General features: G+C 67.7%; 15 protein-coding genes. 9 read left to right on the top strand and 6 right to left on the bottom strand.

What is annotated here, in order from left to right; genetic code table 11:
- The first annotated feature begins 188 nt into the window (after window positions 1–188).
- The 3 genes from DIE03_RS05355 (at window position 189) to DIE03_RS05345 (ending at window position 2,891) form a co-directional block, all read left to right on the top strand.
- A complete protein-coding gene (locus tag DIE03_RS05355) occupies window positions 189–1,667 on the top strand; it encodes a winged helix-turn-helix domain-containing protein (protein ID WP_185658106.1) in 1,479 nt (492 codons plus the stop codon).
- 103 nt (window positions 1,668–1,770) lie between these two features.
- Window positions 1,771–2,142: a response regulator transcription factor gene (locus tag DIE03_RS05350; RefSeq protein ID WP_124448213.1), complete on the top strand. Its 372-nt coding sequence runs from the start codon at window positions 1,771–1,773 to the stop codon at window positions 2,140–2,142.
- A gap of 107 nt (window positions 2,143–2,249) precedes the next feature.
- Entirely contained in the window at window positions 2,250–2,891 is a 642-nt protein-coding gene (locus DIE03_RS05345) for a response regulator transcription factor (RefSeq protein WP_221623671.1), read from the top strand.
- Between the two features lie 170 nt (window positions 2,892–3,061).
- Here DIE03_RS05345 and DIE03_RS05340 read toward each other — a convergent pair whose 3' ends face one another.
- Window positions 3,062–4,486, bottom strand: coding sequence for an efflux transporter outer membrane subunit (locus tag DIE03_RS05340; protein WP_124448209.1), 1,425 nt, complete (start codon window positions 4,484–4,486; stop codon window positions 3,062–3,064).
- Window positions 4,483–5,511, bottom strand: coding sequence for an HlyD family secretion protein (locus DIE03_RS05335; protein WP_124448207.1), 1,029 nt, complete (start codon window positions 5,509–5,511; stop codon window positions 4,483–4,485). The genes DIE03_RS05340 and DIE03_RS05335 overlap by 4 nt, the downstream gene beginning before the upstream one ends.
- Window positions 5,512–5,594: 83 nt before the next feature.
- Here DIE03_RS05335 and DIE03_RS05330 point away from each other — a divergent pair, with 83 nt between their 5' ends.
- On the top strand, window positions 5,595–7,175 hold the full coding sequence (locus DIE03_RS05330) for an MFS transporter (protein ID WP_124448205.1): 1,581 nt from the start codon (window positions 5,595–5,597) through the stop codon (window positions 7,173–7,175).
- 145 nt (window positions 7,176–7,320) lie between these two features.
- Here the strand turns inward: DIE03_RS05330 and DIE03_RS05325 are convergent, their stop codons facing one another.
- Complete coding sequence (locus DIE03_RS05325; protein WP_124448203.1) at window positions 7,321–8,142, bottom strand: alpha/beta fold hydrolase; 822 nt, start codon at window positions 8,140–8,142, stop codon at window positions 7,321–7,323.
- 555 nt (window positions 8,143–8,697) lie between these two features.
- Between DIE03_RS05325 and DIE03_RS05320 the strand changes: the two genes are divergently transcribed.
- Entirely contained in the window at window positions 8,698–9,123 is a 426-nt protein-coding gene (locus DIE03_RS05320; protein ID WP_124448830.1) for a DUF3331 domain-containing protein, read from the top strand.
- A gap of 61 nt (window positions 9,124–9,184) precedes the next feature.
- Window positions 9,185–9,316 (top strand): hypothetical protein, encoded by a 132-nt coding sequence (locus DIE03_RS38655; protein WP_260434802.1) that lies wholly within the window; start codon window positions 9,185–9,187, stop codon window positions 9,314–9,316.
- A gap of 52 nt (window positions 9,317–9,368) precedes the next feature.
- Here the strand turns inward: DIE03_RS38655 and DIE03_RS05315 are convergent, their stop codons facing one another.
- Window positions 9,369–10,010 (bottom strand): HD domain-containing protein, encoded by a 642-nt coding sequence (locus tag DIE03_RS05315; protein WP_124448201.1) that lies wholly within the window; start codon window positions 10,008–10,010, stop codon window positions 9,369–9,371.
- A gap of 265 nt (window positions 10,011–10,275) precedes the next feature.
- On the opposite strand from DIE03_RS05315, the gene DIE03_RS38650 reads away from it, so the two are divergent.
- From DIE03_RS38650 to DIE03_RS05305, 3 genes are all read left to right on the top strand, one after another.
- Window positions 10,276–10,410 (top strand): hypothetical protein, encoded by a 135-nt coding sequence (locus DIE03_RS38650; RefSeq protein WP_260434801.1) that lies wholly within the window; start codon window positions 10,276–10,278, stop codon window positions 10,408–10,410.
- Between the two features lie 99 nt (window positions 10,411–10,509).
- On the top strand, window positions 10,510–12,303 hold the full coding sequence (locus DIE03_RS05310; RefSeq protein ID WP_124448199.1) for a winged helix-turn-helix domain-containing protein: 1,794 nt from the start codon (window positions 10,510–10,512) through the stop codon (window positions 12,301–12,303).
- A 312-nt stretch (window positions 12,304–12,615) separates the two neighbouring features.
- Window positions 12,616–14,127: a mechanosensitive ion channel family protein gene (locus tag DIE03_RS05305; protein ID WP_260434800.1), complete on the top strand. Its 1,512-nt coding sequence runs from the start codon at window positions 12,616–12,618 to the stop codon at window positions 14,125–14,127.
- A gap of 59 nt (window positions 14,128–14,186) precedes the next feature.
- On the opposite strand, the gene DIE03_RS05300 is transcribed toward DIE03_RS05305, so the two are convergent.
- Together DIE03_RS05300 and DIE03_RS05295 are read right to left on the bottom strand one after the other, a co-directional pair.
- Window positions 14,187–15,095 carry a LysR family transcriptional regulator gene (locus tag DIE03_RS05300; protein ID WP_124448197.1) on the bottom strand — a complete coding sequence of 303 codons (909 nt, stop codon included), beginning with the start codon at window positions 15,093–15,095 and terminating at the stop codon, window positions 14,187–14,189.
- Window positions 15,096–15,258: 163 nt separating this feature from the next.
- Window positions 15,259–15,528: a XapX domain-containing protein gene (locus DIE03_RS05295; RefSeq protein ID WP_124448195.1), complete on the bottom strand. Its 270-nt coding sequence runs from the start codon at window positions 15,526–15,528 to the stop codon at window positions 15,259–15,261.
- Window positions 15,529–15,671: the final 143 nt, after the last annotated feature.

Below are 15,671 nucleotides of genomic sequence, written 5' to 3'. Positions count from 1 at the left end.
ACGTCGTTTCCGTCGACCGGGCCGGCCGGTACCCGACTAAACCTATGGATAATGGCCGGCGCGCCTGCCGCGCCATACGATAGGGTCAAGTCTCCCGGTACGCAGCGATGCGGATCCGGCGGGCGAACCAGGGGGTGTCGCTTCGCGAGGCGGCGCAAGGTGCGGAGCAGCATAAGCGAGTGCGGATCATGTACACGTTCGGGCGGGTAACGGTTTCCCTTGAATGCCGCGAAGTTCGCGTCGACGGGCAGCCCCGGTATATCGGCGCCCGGGCATTCGAGATTCTCGAGCTGCTGGTGAAGGCGGCCGGCAGGCTCGTGTCGAAGGACGAGATCATGCAGGCGGTGTGGCCGAACACGATCGTGGTCGAGAACAACATCCAGGTGCATATCTCGGCGCTGCGCAAGCTGTTCGGCAGCAAGCACGGGTGGATACGAACCGAATCGGGTCGCGGCTATCGGCTCGCGCCGCCGGTCGACCTGGCGCATGCCGTCCGTCAGCCGGACGGGATCGCGCCGGCGCGCGGCATCCGCCTGGGTAGCGCACCGCGCAAATGTCCGCTGATCGGCCGCGAGCAGGAAGCAGCCGAGCTGCACGCGCTGCTCGAGCACGAGGCGCTCGTCACGCTGGTCGGGCCCGGCGGCGTCGGCAAGACGCATCTCGCGCTGGAGGTCGCCACGGCCTGGTCGGCGATGCACGGCATCGAGATGGCCCGGATCGATCTCGCCGGCTGGCAGGGCGGCGCGACGCTGGAGTCCGCGCTGCTGGACGCGCTCGACCTGCCGGGCGGCCCGCACGCCGCGCCGGCCGATGTCGTGCGCGCGATCGCCGGGCAGCGCGTGATGCTGGTGCTCGATAATGCCGAGCAGCATGTCGACGAACTGGCGGACCTCTGCGAAGCGATCGCGGACGCGAATGCCGGCGCGATACTCGTCGTGACCAGCCGCGAACCGCTGCGTGTCGCCGGCGAGCGCGTCTATCGCGTCGGGCCGCTGCCCGTGCCGCCGGCCGGCGCGGACGACGACGAGATCGTCGCGTGCGGCGCCGTCCGCATGTTCCTGGCACGGGCTCGCGCGATGGGCACCGACATTCCCGCGGATGCGAATACGCTGGACGCGATCGCGTCCATCTGCCGCCGCCTGAGCGGCCTGCCGCTCGCGCTCGAACTCGGTGCGGCCCGCGTCGCGTTGCTCGGGATCCAGGGGCTGGCAGCCGATCTCGACAAGTCCGTGCTGTCGTTGTCGGGCGGTCTGCGTACGGCGCATCCGCGCCAGCAGACCCTCAGGGCCACCATCGAGTGGAGCTATCGGTTGCTCGACGATGCGGAGCGCACCGTGCTGTGCCGCCTCGCGGCGTTTCCGGATGCATTCCGGCTGGACGCGGCGTGCGCGCTGGCGGCCTGCGACGAACTGGGTGCCACCCGCGTGCTCGACTGCCTGGTCGGCCTTGCATCGAAATCGCTGCTGGTCGTCCATTCGGTCGGACTCTCGAAGCGTTATTCGCTGCTCGAGGTGGTACGCGCGTTCGCGCTCGAGAAGCTGATGGAGTCGGGCGAAGCCGGCCGCGTCCATGCGCGGTGTGCGTCCGTCGTCGGCGAGGAACGCGCTGCCGCGCCGCCGCCGGCAGCGCCCGTGCAACCGCTGCTGGCGGCAGGGGCATACGCATGACATCCGGGACGGGCGGGCGCGGCGCGCGGCGGTAACGCCTGTCGGCGCGGCGCACGCGGCGTCGCGCTGTGCCGGATTGGCAAAATTTTCAGGTTCCCATTCAATGGCGATTGTTTGCATCATCGATGACGATGCGTCGGTCCGTAAGAGTCTTGCCAGCCTGCTGAAATCGGCTGGCCATACCGCATTGCCGTTCGAGTCGGGCGAGGCATTCCTCGCGGCCGGCCTGCTGGACGGCGTGGTTTGCGTGCTGGTCGATCTGAAGCTGAAGGGGATGAGCGGTTTCGACGTCCAGCGCCTGCTGGTCGAGCGCAAGGTGACGCTTCCGGTCATCTTCATGTCGGCGCACGGCGACGACGAGTCGGTCCGTCGCGCGCTTGCGCAAGGCGCGTTCGCGTTCCTGCGCAAGCCGTTTCCATCGGACGACGTGCTCAACCTGATCGAGCAGGCTGCATCCGGCGCGCCGCCGGCGTGAGCGGCGGCCCGTCGGCCGGCCGCGCCGCGTCCGGTGCGGCGGTTCCGGTCGGCCCGTTCTTCGTTTATCATTCGATAATGAAGCGGATGCCTTACACGGGGAATGCAATGGCGAGCACGCCGGACATGACGTCGATCGTCTATGTGGTCGACGACGACGAAACGCTGCGGCGCGCGTTGAGTTCGCTGTTGCGTTCGGCGGGATGGCGCGTCGAGACGTTCGCGTCGTCGCAGGCGTTTCTCGCATTCGAGCGGCCTGCCGTGCCGAGCTGCCTGATCCTCGACGTGCGTCTTGCCGACGAGAGCGGGCTGGCGCTTCAGGAGGAAGTGGTGCGGGCGGGCCTGAACGTGCCGATCCTGTTCATGACGGGTTACGGCGACGTAGCCACGACGGTCAAGGCGATGAAGGGCGGCGCGCTCGACTTCCTGACGAAGCCGTTCGACGACGAAACGATGCTCGATGCCGTCGGCCGCGCACTGGCCCGCGACGGCGAGCGCCTCGCGCGCGATCGTGCGCTGGACGCGGTGCGCGGTGCCTATGCCTCGTTGACGCCACGCGAGCGCGAAGTGATGAGCCAGGTGGTCGCGGGCCTGATGAACAAGCAGATCGCAGCGAATCTCGGCCTGCAGGAAATCACGGTGAAGGTGCATCGGGCTCAGGTCATGAAGAAGATGCAGGTCCGCACGCTGCCGGATCTCGTGCGGCAAGCCGAAGCGCTGGGCGTGGGCCCGGCCGGCGCACGCGACTGAGCGGGCGCGCCGGATCGTTCGACGCAACGGTGCCGGCTTCGACGGGGCCGGGCGTGACGATCGTCTTCCCGCAACCGTCTTGAGTATTCCGAACGTTTTCGCGCGATCCGCGACGGGTCTTGCTTCGGCGGATGCGGCGCGATCGATTCACGCGGCGCGTCGACGTTCTTTCAGAACCGCGCTTCGCGATTCGCGACCTTCGCCGGTTCCGCAGCAGGCGGCGTCCACCCGCCGCCCAGCGCACGCACGAGATTGACCGTTGCGATGGCGAGTGCCTGCCGGCTATGGATCAGCTGGCGTTGCGCAGCCAGCGCGTCGCGGTCCGCGTCGATGACCTCGAGATAGCTGACGTAGCCGTGCCCGTAGCGGCTCAGCGACAACCGCGCCGCTGCTTCGGTGGCGCGTGCCGCGCTGTCGTAGCGCACGATCCGCTCTTTCTGCGCGGCGATGTCGTTGAGCGCGTCCTGAACTTCGCGCAGCGCACCCAGCGCGGTCGCGCGATAGTTCGCGTCGGCGAGCGCCGCGCCGGCCGTCGCGGCGGCCACCGCGGCGTTGCGCTTGCCGCCGTCGAATACCGTTTCGGCCACGCTCGCGCCGAGGCCCCACAGCGAACTGTTGCGGTCGAGAAACGTGCCGAGATCGCGGCTGGCGAACCCGCCCTGGGCGGTCAGCGTCAAGGTCGGAAGCCACGCGGTGCGGGCGACGCCGATTTCGAGCGACGCCGCGTCGACGCGGCGCGCCGCTGCATGGACGTCCGGCCGTTGCGCGAGCAGCACGGACGGCAGGCCGGGTGGCACCTCCGGCACGCGGATGACGGAGGCCGTCGGCGCGACCGTGAATGCGGTCGGCGAGACACCGGTCAGCACGGCGAGCGCGTCGACGAGGTTTTCGCGCAGCCGCCGGCTGTCCGCGAGATCGGCACGCGCCGTATCGAGATCGGCCGCCGCACGCAGCGCGTCGAGGTCGCTTGCCGCGCCGGCCCGCACGCGCGCGGCGATCACGTCGAGCGCGGTGCGTCGCAGCTCGATCGCGCGGGCGAGCGTCGCGAGATCCTGCTCGACGAAATGGAGCGTCAGGTAGTCGCTCGCGACATCGGTCGCGACGCGCAGGCGAACGGCCGCACGATCCGCGTCTGCCTGCAGCACGTTCTGCCTGCCGATCTCCGCATCGCCGCGCAGGCGTCCCCACAGATCGACTTCATAGCCGGCATTGAACGGCACCGACCAGTTGTGCATCGTGCGTTTCGGCAACGCGTTGTCGACCGTGCCGGATACGCGCGAGCGGCTGAACGACGGATCGACACCGACGGTGGGCGCGAGTGCGGCTTCGCGCACACCGAGCAGCGCCTGCGCCTGGTCGACGCGCGCCGCGGCGGCGCGGATGTCGTGGTTGCCGGCGAGTGCGGCATCGACGAGCGCGACGAGCGGCGGATCGCCGAACGATGCGGGCCATTCGGCAAGCGACGGGGCCGGTTCGCCGCGCGCATCCGCATGGCGGAACCGGTCGGATCCGACCGCGACGGGGGCGAGCGGCTGCGGCGCGATCGTGCACGCGCTCAGCAGGCCGGCAGCGAGCAGGGCGGCGATGCGGGTCATGGCTGCGTGCGGCCGCGTTGCAGCGAGACGATGACCGACAGGCCGGGCCGAATGCGCGGTTCGGTCGAGGCCGGGCCGTCCAGCAGGATCTTGACGGGCACCCGCTGCGTGACCTTCGTGAAATTGCCGGTCGCGTTGTCGGGCGGCAGCAGTGCAAACTGCCCGCCCGTCGCGGGCGACAGGCTGTCGACGTGTCCGCTGTAGGTCCGGTCCGGCAGCGCGTCGAAGCGCAGTTGCACGACGTCGCCGGTGCGGACGTGCCGGAGCTGGGTTTCGCGGAAGTTCGCCACCACCCACGGGTGCGGTTCGACGACCGTGAGCAGCGCCTGTCCGGGCGCGACGTGCTCGCCGGTCTCGACGGTCTTCTTGCCGACGGCGCCGTCCGACGGCGCCACGACGGTCGTGTACTGGCGCTGGAGCTCCGCATCGCGCAACTCGGCGTCGTTCTGGTTCGACACGGCATCGGCAGCCTGCCGCGCGGCCTGCGCGCTGCGCTGCTGCGCTTCGGCCGCCTCGATGCGCGCGCGGGCGGACTTGCGTGCCGCGTTGGCGGCATCGAATTCCTGCTGCGACAGCCCGCGCGGCGTTTCGCGGGTCAGCTCGCGTGCCCGTGCGTAGTCGAGCTCGGCCTTCTCGGCGTCCGCGTGCGCCGACACGAGCGCTGCGTCGGCTTGTTCGACCAGCGCCTTCGCGCGGCTCGCATCGGAGTGCGCCTGTGCAACGCGGGCTCGCTGCAGCGCGACGCGCACGTCGAAATCGCGCGGGTCGAGCTGCACGAGCGGGTCGCCCGCGTGCACGAACTGGTTGTCGTTCACCAGCACGCGCTCGACCGTGCCGGCCACGCGCGGCGAGATCACGTGCAGGTGGCCCGTCACGTATGCGTCGTCGGTGCCGCGGTCATGCGCGTCGAATTCGTAGACCAGCAGCGCGACGAGCGACAGCGCGCATCCGGCGATCAGTACGACTGGCCACCTGCGCGACCGTGCGGCGGCAGTGGGCGGCGTGTCCGGCGAGTTCGGGGTCACGATCGGGATACTCCATGGAACAGACGGGATTCGTCACATCGCGCTATGCTTGCGCGAGCCTTTTGTGCGGGAGCCGCTCGACGATGAATACCACGTTCGCCCCCGGTGGCGCCACACCGGGGCCGGCCGCCGCGCCGGCCGCCGACATACCGACGTTTCGTTCGATCGCCGCGATCGCGGCCGTGCTGCTCGGCGCGATCATCTCGACGCTGACGTCGCGCATCACGTCGCTCGGGCTCGCCGACGTACGTGGCGCGCTCGGCGTCGGGTTCGACGAGGGCGCATGGATCAACACCGCGTTCACCGCGTCGCAGATGTTCGTCGGGCCGCTCGCGATCGCGGCGGCCTTCGTGTTCGGGACGCGCCGCGTGCTGCTGGCGGGTGCCGCAATATTCCTGGTCGTCGAAAGCGTGCTGCCGCTGTGTACGAACTTCGGCACGTTCATCGTGTTCCAGAGCGTGGCCGGCCTCGCGTCCGGCGTGTTCGTGCCGCTGACGGTCGGGTTCGTCGTCCGCACGCTGCCGCCGCGGCTGATCCCGTTCGGCATCGCCGCGTATGCGATGAACCTCGAGATGTCGCTCAACCTGTCGGCGACGCTCGAAGGCTGGTACAGCGAACACCTGAGCTGGCGCTGGCTGTTCTGGCAGAACGCACTGCTGACCGTGCCGTTCATCGTCTGCCTGATGCTGTCGCTGTCCACCGAGCCCATCAAGCGCTTCGCGTCCGGCATCGACACGCGCGGCATGCTGCTTGGCGCCGGCGGGTTCGCCTGCCTGTGCGTCTCGCTCGACCAGGGCGAACGGCTGTTCTGGTTCCAGTCGCCGCTGATCGTCGCGCTGCTGGGCACCGGCATCGTGATGGTGGCCGCGTTCCTGATCCACGAACTGGCGTCGCGACGGGCCGGGCTCGATCTCGGCTACCTCGCGCTGCCCAACGTCGCGTTGCTGATCCTGCTCGTCGGCCTCGTGCGCTTTACCGTGCTCAACACGAGCTTCATTCCGTCGGCGTTTCTCGCGAGCACCTACGGGCTGCGTCCGCTGCAGATCGGCGATACGCTGCGCTGGATCGCGATTCCTCAACTGCTGTTCGCGCCGTGCGTGGCCTGGCTGCTGCAACGCGTCGATCCGCGCCGGCTCATCGTGGCGGGCTTCGCGATGGTGGCGGTCGCGTTCGCGCTCGGCGCACGCCTCACGCCCGTCTGGGCCGAACCCGACTTCATCCCGTCGCAATTGATCCAGGCATTGGGGCAGACGATGGCGCTCACGTCGGTCATCTTCTTTTTCGGCAAGCATGTAACGGCCGAGCACGCGCTGACGTTCGGCGCCGTCGTGCAGACGACGCGCCTGCTGAGCGGGCAGCTCGGCACGACGTCGATCGCGGTGATCCAGCGCATCATGGAGGCTACCCATTCGAATCTCGTCGGTCTGCATGTCACGCTGTCGGATCCGCAAACGCTGGAGCGCCTGCGGGCCGGCGCCGCGTCGCTCGTGTCGCACGGCGCGACCTTCGCGACGGGCGACCAGGCGACTTACCTGTTGCTCGATCGGGCCGTCCGCGTCCAGGCGACGACGCTCGCGCTCGCCGACAATTTTCGTGTCGCGACGGCTTTCGCGGTCGCGGGCGTGTTGATCGGCATGCTGCTCAGGCCGGCGCGTGCGCCGTGAGCGCCCGACGCCGGATCGACCGACATGCCGCATCGACGATCTTGGCGATTGCGCCCGCCGCACCGGAATGGCGACGACCTGAAAAATCCTTAAACATCCTGAAAGGCGCGCCGGCCTTAGGGCCGGGCGCGCCTTGCCACGTTGCTTACGCCTTCAGGAAGGCGAGCAGTTCGGCATTGATCCGGTCGGCGTCGACGACGCACATCCCGTGCGATCCGCCGGGGATCACCTTGAGCTCCGCGTGCTTCACGATCTTCGCGGACAGGCGGGCCGAATCGTCGATCGGCACGATCTGGTCGTCGTCGCCGTGCAGGATCAGCGTCGGGACGTCGATCTTCTTCAGGTCGTCGGTGTAGTCGACCTCGGAGAATTCCTTGACGCACAGATACTGGCCATGGATGCCGCCCATCATGCCCTGTGCCCAGAACGCGTCGATCGTGCCCTGCGACACCTTGGCGCCCGGACGGTTGTAGCCGAAGAACGGCACGGCGAGATCCTTGTAGAACTGCGAACGGTTCTCGGCGACGTTCTTGCGGATCCCGTCGAATACGTCCATCGGCAGGCCGCCGGGATTGGATGCCGATTTCACCATCTGCGGCGGCACGGCGCCGATCAGCACGGCCTTCGACACGCGCTTCGTGCCGTGGCGCCCGATGTAGTGCGCGACTTCGCCGCCGCCGGTGGAATGGCCGACGAGCGTGGCTTCGCGCAGGTCGAGCGCATTCATCAGCGCCGCGAGATCGTCGGCATACGTGTCCATGTCGTTGCCTTGCGACGGCTGGCTCGAACGGCCGTGACCGCGACGGTCGTGCGCGATCACGCGGTAGCCGTGCTGCACGAGGAACAGCATCTGCGCGTCCCACGCGTCGGCGCACAGCGGCCAGCCGTGCGAGAAGACGACCGGGCGGCCGCTGCCCCAGTCCTTGAAGTAAATCTGCGTACCGTCTTTGGTGGTGATCGTATTCATCGCATGGGCTCCTTGATGGGCGGAAGCGGCGTGTTTGGGGGCGGCGGCAGCGGCAGCAGCCGGCAGCGCGGCGGCTGCAACGGCGGTCGCGCCGGCAAGCAGCATGTCTCGGCGACGCGCCGAGGGAATGGCGTCGATGTCTGCTGGACGCATTGGGACTCCTTGAACGTGCGGTGGAACGATGCCGCGTTGGATGAATGGTTCGGAACTGCCCGCGCGAGGCACTTGCGCCGGCAGCCGGCGTGCGTTCGCGGTCGCGTGCCGGCAGGCGCGAGAAGGGTGCGAACGAACGCCGACAGGAGGCTATCGCGCGGCCATGCGCGATGTACTGAAATTCCGCTGAATTTTCGTGAACGCGATTGCGGTGCACGCGGTGCGGCCGAACCGGCCAGAAAAATTAAGCCCGGAATCAAGACTCTTCAGCGGCGGCCCGTTATCGTCAGCATCAGGTCATCCCGTCGCGGGTCGCTGCCGGTGCGCGCCGGAGGATGACGATCGAGACGCGGGTGGGTGAACGACATCCGAACCGCTCGCCACTTGCCTGGGTACGCCGCCATGGACGCATTCAATCGCTGGGAGCACGTGATGACGCTGCTCCACCCGTCGCCGGCCCTGAGCCGCTGTGCGCCGTCGCATCTTCGCGACCCTGACTCCGCGCGCCGTCGCCATCGCGACGACGCGCCGCCCGCGTCGAGCGGTGGCGTGCGCCGCCGGTGCGCGATCGTCGCCGCCGAGCGGCAGACCGATTCGTCGGTATTGATATCGTGGAGCGATCCGACGCGCTGCCGGTACGACGAGCAGCGCTGGATCAGCGCAAAGTCCCGCGCCCTTGGGCGCTGCGCATTGACCGGCATCGCGATTCGCTACGGCGATGCGATCTACAAGCCGCAATGGCGCGGAGCGAAGCGCCCCGCGAACTTCCGGGAGGTGATCCTCGCGTCCGAACTGGACCGGTTCATCGTCAGGCTGTCCCATTCATGATGCGGAACGGCGCGCCCTGGCCGTCGGCCGCTGCTTGTTCACCGCCGGGGAAGGCATTCGCATGAGCACGTTCACGACACGCGACGGCGTTTCGATTCACTGCAAGGACTGGGGCGCAGGGCGCCCGGATGCGTTGAATCTGACGCACGCGCAACGATTGAACGACGAACTGCTGGCGTTCGCCCGCGCATGACCGGGCGGCGGTTGCTGCGACGTGGTGAGCGGGGCCCGGTCCACCGGCCGGCTCACTCCGGCCATTTCGACCCGAGCACCAGGCCGCAGAAATTCGTCCGGCGATAGTCCGGGTCGCACCGCTCGAGCACGTCGGCGCAGACGTTGCCGAACGCAGTCGCAGGGCGATGGACGGTGCCCGCGGCGAGCGCCTCGAGATACAGTTCCTTGAAACACGGACCGCGTGGCCACGCGTCGACGATCTCGTCGCGTTCGGGCCGGCTCACTTCGTCGAAATGACGTGCAAAGAGATCCGTCTCGATGGCTGCGCCGAGCAACGTCGTCAACGGCGTCATGTACGGGTGAAGGCCAAAGGCCGTGTGCAGCGCGATCGCACGCCACACCTCCGCCGCATCGTCGTCGGCGATGCCGTATCCGCCGAGGAAGGCGTGCGCGGCATTCGCGCCGTCGATCTCGAAGCGCTGGCGCGAATGCCGGTAGCGCTCCGTCAGTCCGAAATCATGGAACAGCGCGGCGACGTAAAGCAGCTCGGCGTCGAATGCGATGCCGCGCCGCAGCCCGATGATCGACCCGAACGCGAACACGCGCATCGCGTGCCGAAACAGGAGTTCCGGTTCGTCGGCGCGCACGGTCGCGGCGGCCTCCCGTGCGATCGGGCCGTCAGGAATCCTGATGCCGGCGATACGATTACCCATGTTCTGTTCCTTGCGGCATGACGCCGGTCGCTCGACGCTGGCGCCGGGGAATCATCGTCGCGCGCCGCGCCGCTGAATGTCCTGAGCGGCGCCTGAATCATTCTGAACGGGAAATCCGGCCGGCCGTCACGACCGGATTCGGTTTCGTAGTCCTTGGCTCGTCGTTTTATCGTTTTATTTGCCGCAAGCGACGCGGACTGCCATTTTAATTAACGAGACTGAGAAAAAATCGGCAAATCGGCCGTTGATCCTGTGAAAATGGTTCATGGGTGAACGACTGTTTCGTACATTGAAAATGCAGGATGCCGCGGGCGCGCCGGGCGGGCGTGGCAGCCACGCGGGAAACGTCGCGGCGATCGTGGTTTTCGTCGATTCAAAAAATTTGCTCATTGAGTTCTGATTATTTGAATCATTTCGCCGCGCAAATGCCGTAGCATTGCCATCAAACCGGTGTCATTTCTGACAGGGCATCGATGAAGGCAATCGATTGAGAATTTCCATGATCCGGATTGGCACACTTCACGTTTTTCTCGACAGACGTGAAATTCGCTCGAACGGCAAACTGCTGCGTATCGGCAGTCGCGCATTCGAAATTCTCGAACTCCTGATTCGGGCGAACGGCGCATTGGTATCGAAAGACGAAATCATGCAGCGCGTGTGGCCGCACACGATCGTGGAGGAAAACAACCTGCAGGTGCATATCGCCACGTTGCGCAAGGCGCTGGCCGACGACCGGAACCTGATCGTCACGGTGGCGGGGCGCGGCTACCGGCTGGTCGGCCGGCAGTCCGAAGGCGCGACGCCCGCGCGTCCCGCGACGTCGCGGCTGACGGCCGCACCGACCGCGCTCGTCGGCCGTGAGCAGGCCGTCGCCGAGGTCCTCGCGGCGCTCGACACCGCGCGCGTCGTGACGCTGGTCGGCGCGGGCGGCATCGGCAAGACGCGGGTCGCGCTCGAAGCCGCGATGCGGGCCGAGGGGAGCTATCCGGATGGCGCCGCGTTCGTGTCGCTGGCCACGGTCGCGTGTCCGCAATTCGTGCCCGACGCACTGGCTGGTGCGTTCGGCATCGCCCAGCCGGCCGGATCGCTGACGCTCGAAGCGGTGCTGGCCAGCGTGGCGAACCGCCGGATGTTGCTGGTGCTCGACAATTGCGAACATCTGCTCGATGCCGCCGCGCAGATCGCGACTGCACTGACCGAATCCGACGCCGGATTGCGCGTCCTCGCGACCAGCCGCGAGGCGCTGCGGATCCAGGGCGAGCGCTTGTGTCCGATCCTGCCGCTCGACGTCCCCGGCGAAGGCGCCGACGATGCGGAGATCCTGGGCGCCAGCGCGGTGCAGCTGTTCTCGGCGCGCGCGTGTGCCGCCGATCCCCGCTTTCCGCTCGACGAACGCAGCGTGGCGCTGATGGCATCGGTGTGCCGGCGTCTCGACGGCCTGCCGCTCGCCATCGAACTGGCGGCGGCCCGCGCGGCCGTGCTCGGCATCGACGTGCTGGCCGCGCATCTCGACGACCATTTCAGGTTGCTGACCGGCGGTTTTCGTACGGCGTTGCCGCGTCATCAGACGCTGCAGGCGATGTACGACTGGAGCTACCGCTTGCTCGGGGACGCGGAGCGCCTGCTGTTGCGGTGGCTCGGCGTGTTTCGCGACAGTTTCTCGATCGATGCGGTGCGGAATATCGTCGGAACGAAGGGGCTGGCCGATGCGGACCTGCTCGATACGATCGCCGGCCTCGTCTCGAAGTCGCTGCTGAGTCTCGAGAGCGCGCACGGCGCGCCGCGCTACCGGCTGCTGACCACGACGCGCGCCTATGCGCTGCAACAGCTCGAGAACAACGGCGAATGCGCGGCCGCGGCACGCGCGCATGCGAACTACTTCCATGCGTTGTTCAGGCTTGCGCCAGGCGCCGGCGACGGGCTGCGAGCCGAATCGCGGCTCGACCTGGTCCGGCGCGAACTCGGCAATCTGCGCGCGGCGCTCGACTGGGCGTTTTCGCCGAATGGCGATGCGGACGTCGGCATCGCGCTGGCGGCTGTCGCGGTCCCGTGCCTGTTCGATCTGTCGCTGGCGGACGAATGTCGCGAACGGGCGCGCGCAGCGCTCGATGCCATCCGGAACATGGACGAGACTCGGGCGCGCGCGGATGCACGCGTGTGCCTGCTGGCCGCCTATGCCGCCGCGCTCGCCCATACCTCGGGGCCGCCGCGCGTCGTACACGACGCATGGTCCGAACTGCACGCACTCGGGTTCGAGGCGGGCGAGGCCGAGGTGCCGCCAGGCGAATCGTAACGGCGCGCATCGCCGGCGAATTCAGAACGTTTCAGCCTCGACACAGGACCTGGCCGGCCGGTGCGTCTACATTGCATGTACGGCGCCCCTCGGCGATTGGCACGCATGCGGCCGGGAGATCGGCTCGCCCGGCCTCGCGTCGATGTCGCGACGCCACTGAATGCCAGCGCGGGGCGGCGGCACATGCGTTGCCGCCGCGACTTCGCGCGTCATTGAACGACTACCGCATGAAACCTGTCCAGTCCGACCTGTCTCGCCACGATTCGCTGCCGGCGGCCGCTCGCCGGATCGGGTAGCGCACGCCATGCAATCGTGCAGATTCTCCGCCCGCCGCGCGGCACGCACGCGGCCCGTTCCGGCATGCTGAGCGTGTCCGCCACGGTCGCCTGGGGCGTGCCGATCGTCGTGGCCGACCTCGCCGCATGGCGGTGGCTCGGGCCGGGCCGTTCGACGACGAAGGCGGTCTGGCGCTGCGCGTCGTTCGCCGCGCTGACCTATGTGCTGTTCGCAACCGGCGTGAGCCCGCTCGCGGTGCCGCCGTCACCCGACCGGTTCGACCGGCTGGCGATCCAGGCGATCGGCGTCGCGTGGTGGCTGCAGTGCGCGCTGGTGTTCAGCCTGTTGCTCGACCATCTGCTGTTGCCGCGCGCGTGGCGCAACCAGCGGCTGTTTCACGACATCGCCGCAGGCGCCGTGTTCGGTGCGGCCGCGGTCGCCGCGCTGGGCTATGTACTGGGCCTGCCGCTGAGCGGCCTGGTCGCGACCTCGGGCGCGGTGGCCGTGATCCTGGGCCTGGCCGTCCAGAACACGCTGAACGACGTGTTCTCGGGCCTCGTGCTGAATACGACCCAGCCGTTTCGCCTGGGCGACACGGTGGCGATCGGCGAGCTGGAAGGGCAGATCGTCGAAAGCAACTGGCGCGCGACCAAGCTGATCAACAGCCTCGGCAACCTGGTCGTCGTGCCGAACAGCGCGGCGGCGAAGGCGACGATCGTCAACCTGAGCGAACCCCCGAGCGTGCACGGTGTGACGCTGGCGATCGAGATCGATCCGGAAGTACGGCCGGCCGTCGTCGTCGATGCGCTCGACCGCGCTGCCGCCAGTTCGCTTGACGTGCTGGCCAGCCCCGCGCCGGTCTCGGTCGTGAAGGCATTCAGGGCCAACTCCGTCGAATACGAGCTCGTCTGTTACGTCGACGCGCTGCAGAAAAAGGTGGCGGTGCGTAACCGGCTCTACGATCTGGCCCACCGGCACCTGGCCGCCGCCGACATCGCGCTGCGCCCGCTCGGCGGGACGGCTGCTGCTCACCGGCCGGTGTCGCGCGGTCAACGGCTGCTGCGCGCGGTCGAACTCTTCCGGCAACTCGGCGACGACGATCTGGCCGTGCTGGCCGATGCGCTGGCGTCACGCGTATTTCACAAAGGGGAAGTCATCTACGCGTCGAATGCCGATACGCGCCTGCTGACGATCGTCGGGTCCGGTGTTGCATCGGTGTTCGTGCCGGGCGCGACCGGCGACATCGAGGTCAGGCGGATGGCGCCCGGCGATGCGATCGGCCAGTCCGTCGTGCTGGCCGGCACGCAGCTTCATGCGAGTGTCTACGCGGTGACCGCCGTGACGGCTTATCAGTTGAGCAGCCGCGACCTGACGCCGCTGATCGCGAAGAAGCCCGAAATCGGGCGGCTGATGTGCGAATCCCTGAGCGAACACATCGCGACCGAGGAGAAGATGATGATCCCGCCGGCCGCGAAGGCGCATGCGTCGTTCAACCTGATCGAGTGGCTCGAGAAGGAGATGAAGCGCCTGCACGATTCGTTCGGCTGATGCGGCGGGAAAATGCGGGGAAACGTTCGACCGGGCGGCGCGGCCGACGAGCGGCGGAATCAGGCGAGCGCGGTGAACCGGTCGACGAGATCGGGGCGGGCGAGCTGATCGACCCACCAGTGCAGCGCGCGGCCGGCCTCGTCGCCGCGCCACGCGATATAGCAATGCGTCGTGTCGCGCATGCCGGTCACCTGGCGTGCGACGAGCTTGCCCTGCGCGATCGCGCGTGCCGCGATGCAATCCGGCAGCGTGCCCACGGCGAGCCCTTCGCACTGCGCGGCCAGTTTTGCGGCGAGCGTGGGGACCGCGAGATACGGCTGCCCGGCGTCGACGGCGACCGAGCGCGGCTGCAGTTCACGAGAGGTATCGCTGATGACGGCGCCGCGATGCTCGACGACCGACGCCATCGACAGCGGTTCGGGCAACGCGGCGAGCGGATGGGTCGGGGCCACGGCGAACACATGCTTGAGCGTGCCGATCGGCTTCGCGACGATGTCCGGCAGTTCCGGCGGCTCGCCGGCCGCGCCGACGACGAGATCCGCGCGGCGCGAGATCAGCGCATCCCACGTGCCACCGAGGACTTCGGTGGACAGGCGCAGCCGCGTGTTCATCTCCAGTCCATAGAACGTATGCACGTAGGGCCACAACGCCTCGAACGGCAGGATCTCGTCGATGCAGATGCGAAGCTCGGTTTCCCAGCCCTGCTGCGCACGCAACGCCTTGAGTTCGAGCTGTTCGGCGGCATGCAGCAGCCGGCGGCCCTCTTCGACGACCACGCGGCCTGCGTGCGTGAGCTTCGCCCGCCGTCCGCTCCGGTCGAACAGTGCGACTTCGAGGTCGCTTTCGAGCTTTTGTACGAGATAAGTCAGCGCAGACGGGACGCGGTGCAGGAGTTCCGCGGCTTCGGCGAACGTGCCGGTGCGGTCGATCGCGTCCAGTGCCTCAAGCGCTTCGAATGACAGCTTCATAGTGAATTCCACGGGCGTCGGGCTGTCATGTTATCGCCAAGCACCGTCGAGTCCAATACGAATCGGAACAAATCGTCCAGTGCGGCACCGCGGCGCCATCCTGTTCCGGGCCGGATCGGCGCCTGCGGATGCAGCATCCGGTCAGCGTGGGGTACGACGATGTCTATCGACGCTTCTTTGCGGCGGCATCGGATGCCTGCGCACCGGGCAGGGCGCCGAACATGTGCTGGCTGCACTTCGCGTCACTCCATGCGGTTCGCAACTGGATCCCCGAGAGCATCCGGCGTGCGATCGGCAGGATCTGTTCGCCGGCAAGAATGCCCAGCAGGCCGGCCAGCGCGATCGTGGGCGGAGCGGGAGATTGCACGCCGATCAGGTAGTAGACGGCACCGGCGAGCATTCCGGCCAGCAGCGATGAAATATATGGCTTCATGATTCGGATGCAAGTAAATGACAACCGTTAAAAAATACGGATAACTACTGATCCGGAGGCGAGCATGAATTCATTCGATAGCGTAGCAGGTCTTTTTCGATGTGATCAATCGATTCGGCGGTTTTAAGATCTTTTAAGGCCTT

Source organism: Burkholderia sp. Bp8992 (assembly GCF_003853705.1).
Taxonomy (GTDB): Bacteria; Pseudomonadota; Gammaproteobacteria; order Burkholderiales; family Burkholderiaceae; genus Burkholderia.
This window is presented reverse-complemented; position numbering and strand designations above follow the sequence as displayed.

Excerpts from the sequence above, each read along its gene's own strand:
- DIE03_RS05355 (WP_185658106.1), top strand. The coding sequence starts at position 189 with ATGTACACGTTCGGGCGGGTAACGGTTTCCCTTGAATGCCGCGAAGTT.
- DIE03_RS05350 (WP_124448213.1), top strand. The coding sequence starts at position 1,771 with ATGGCGATTGTTTGCATCATCGATGACGATGCGTCGGTCCGTAAGAGT.
- DIE03_RS05345 (WP_221623671.1), top strand. The coding sequence starts at position 2,250 with ATGGCGAGCACGCCGGACATGACGTCGATCGTCTATGTGGTCGACGAC.
- DIE03_RS05340 (WP_124448209.1), bottom strand. The coding sequence starts at position 4,486 with ATGACCCGCATCGCCGCCCTGCTCGCTGCCGGCCTGCTGAGCGCGTGC.
- DIE03_RS05330 (WP_124448205.1), top strand. The coding sequence starts at position 5,595 with ATGAATACCACGTTCGCCCCCGGTGGCGCCACACCGGGGCCGGCCGCC.
- DIE03_RS05325 (WP_124448203.1), bottom strand. The coding sequence starts at position 8,142 with ATGAATACGATCACCACCAAAGACGGTACGCAGATTTACTTCAAGGAC.
- DIE03_RS05320 (WP_124448830.1), top strand. The coding sequence starts at position 8,698 with ATGGACGCATTCAATCGCTGGGAGCACGTGATGACGCTGCTCCACCCG.
- DIE03_RS38655 (WP_260434802.1), top strand. The coding sequence starts at position 9,185 with ATGAGCACGTTCACGACACGCGACGGCGTTTCGATTCACTGCAAGGAC.
- DIE03_RS05315 (WP_124448201.1), bottom strand. The coding sequence starts at position 10,010 with ATGGGTAATCGTATCGCCGGCATCAGGATTCCTGACGGCCCGATCGCA.
- DIE03_RS38650 (WP_260434801.1), top strand. The coding sequence starts at position 10,276 with ATGGGTGAACGACTGTTTCGTACATTGAAAATGCAGGATGCCGCGGGC.
- DIE03_RS05310 (WP_124448199.1), top strand. The coding sequence starts at position 10,510 with ATGATCCGGATTGGCACACTTCACGTTTTTCTCGACAGACGTGAAATT.
- DIE03_RS05300 (WP_124448197.1), bottom strand. The coding sequence starts at position 15,095 with ATGAAGCTGTCATTCGAAGCGCTTGAGGCACTGGACGCGATCGACCGC.
- DIE03_RS05295 (WP_124448195.1), bottom strand. The coding sequence starts at position 15,528 with ATGAAGCCATATATTTCATCGCTGCTGGCCGGAATGCTCGCCGGTGCC.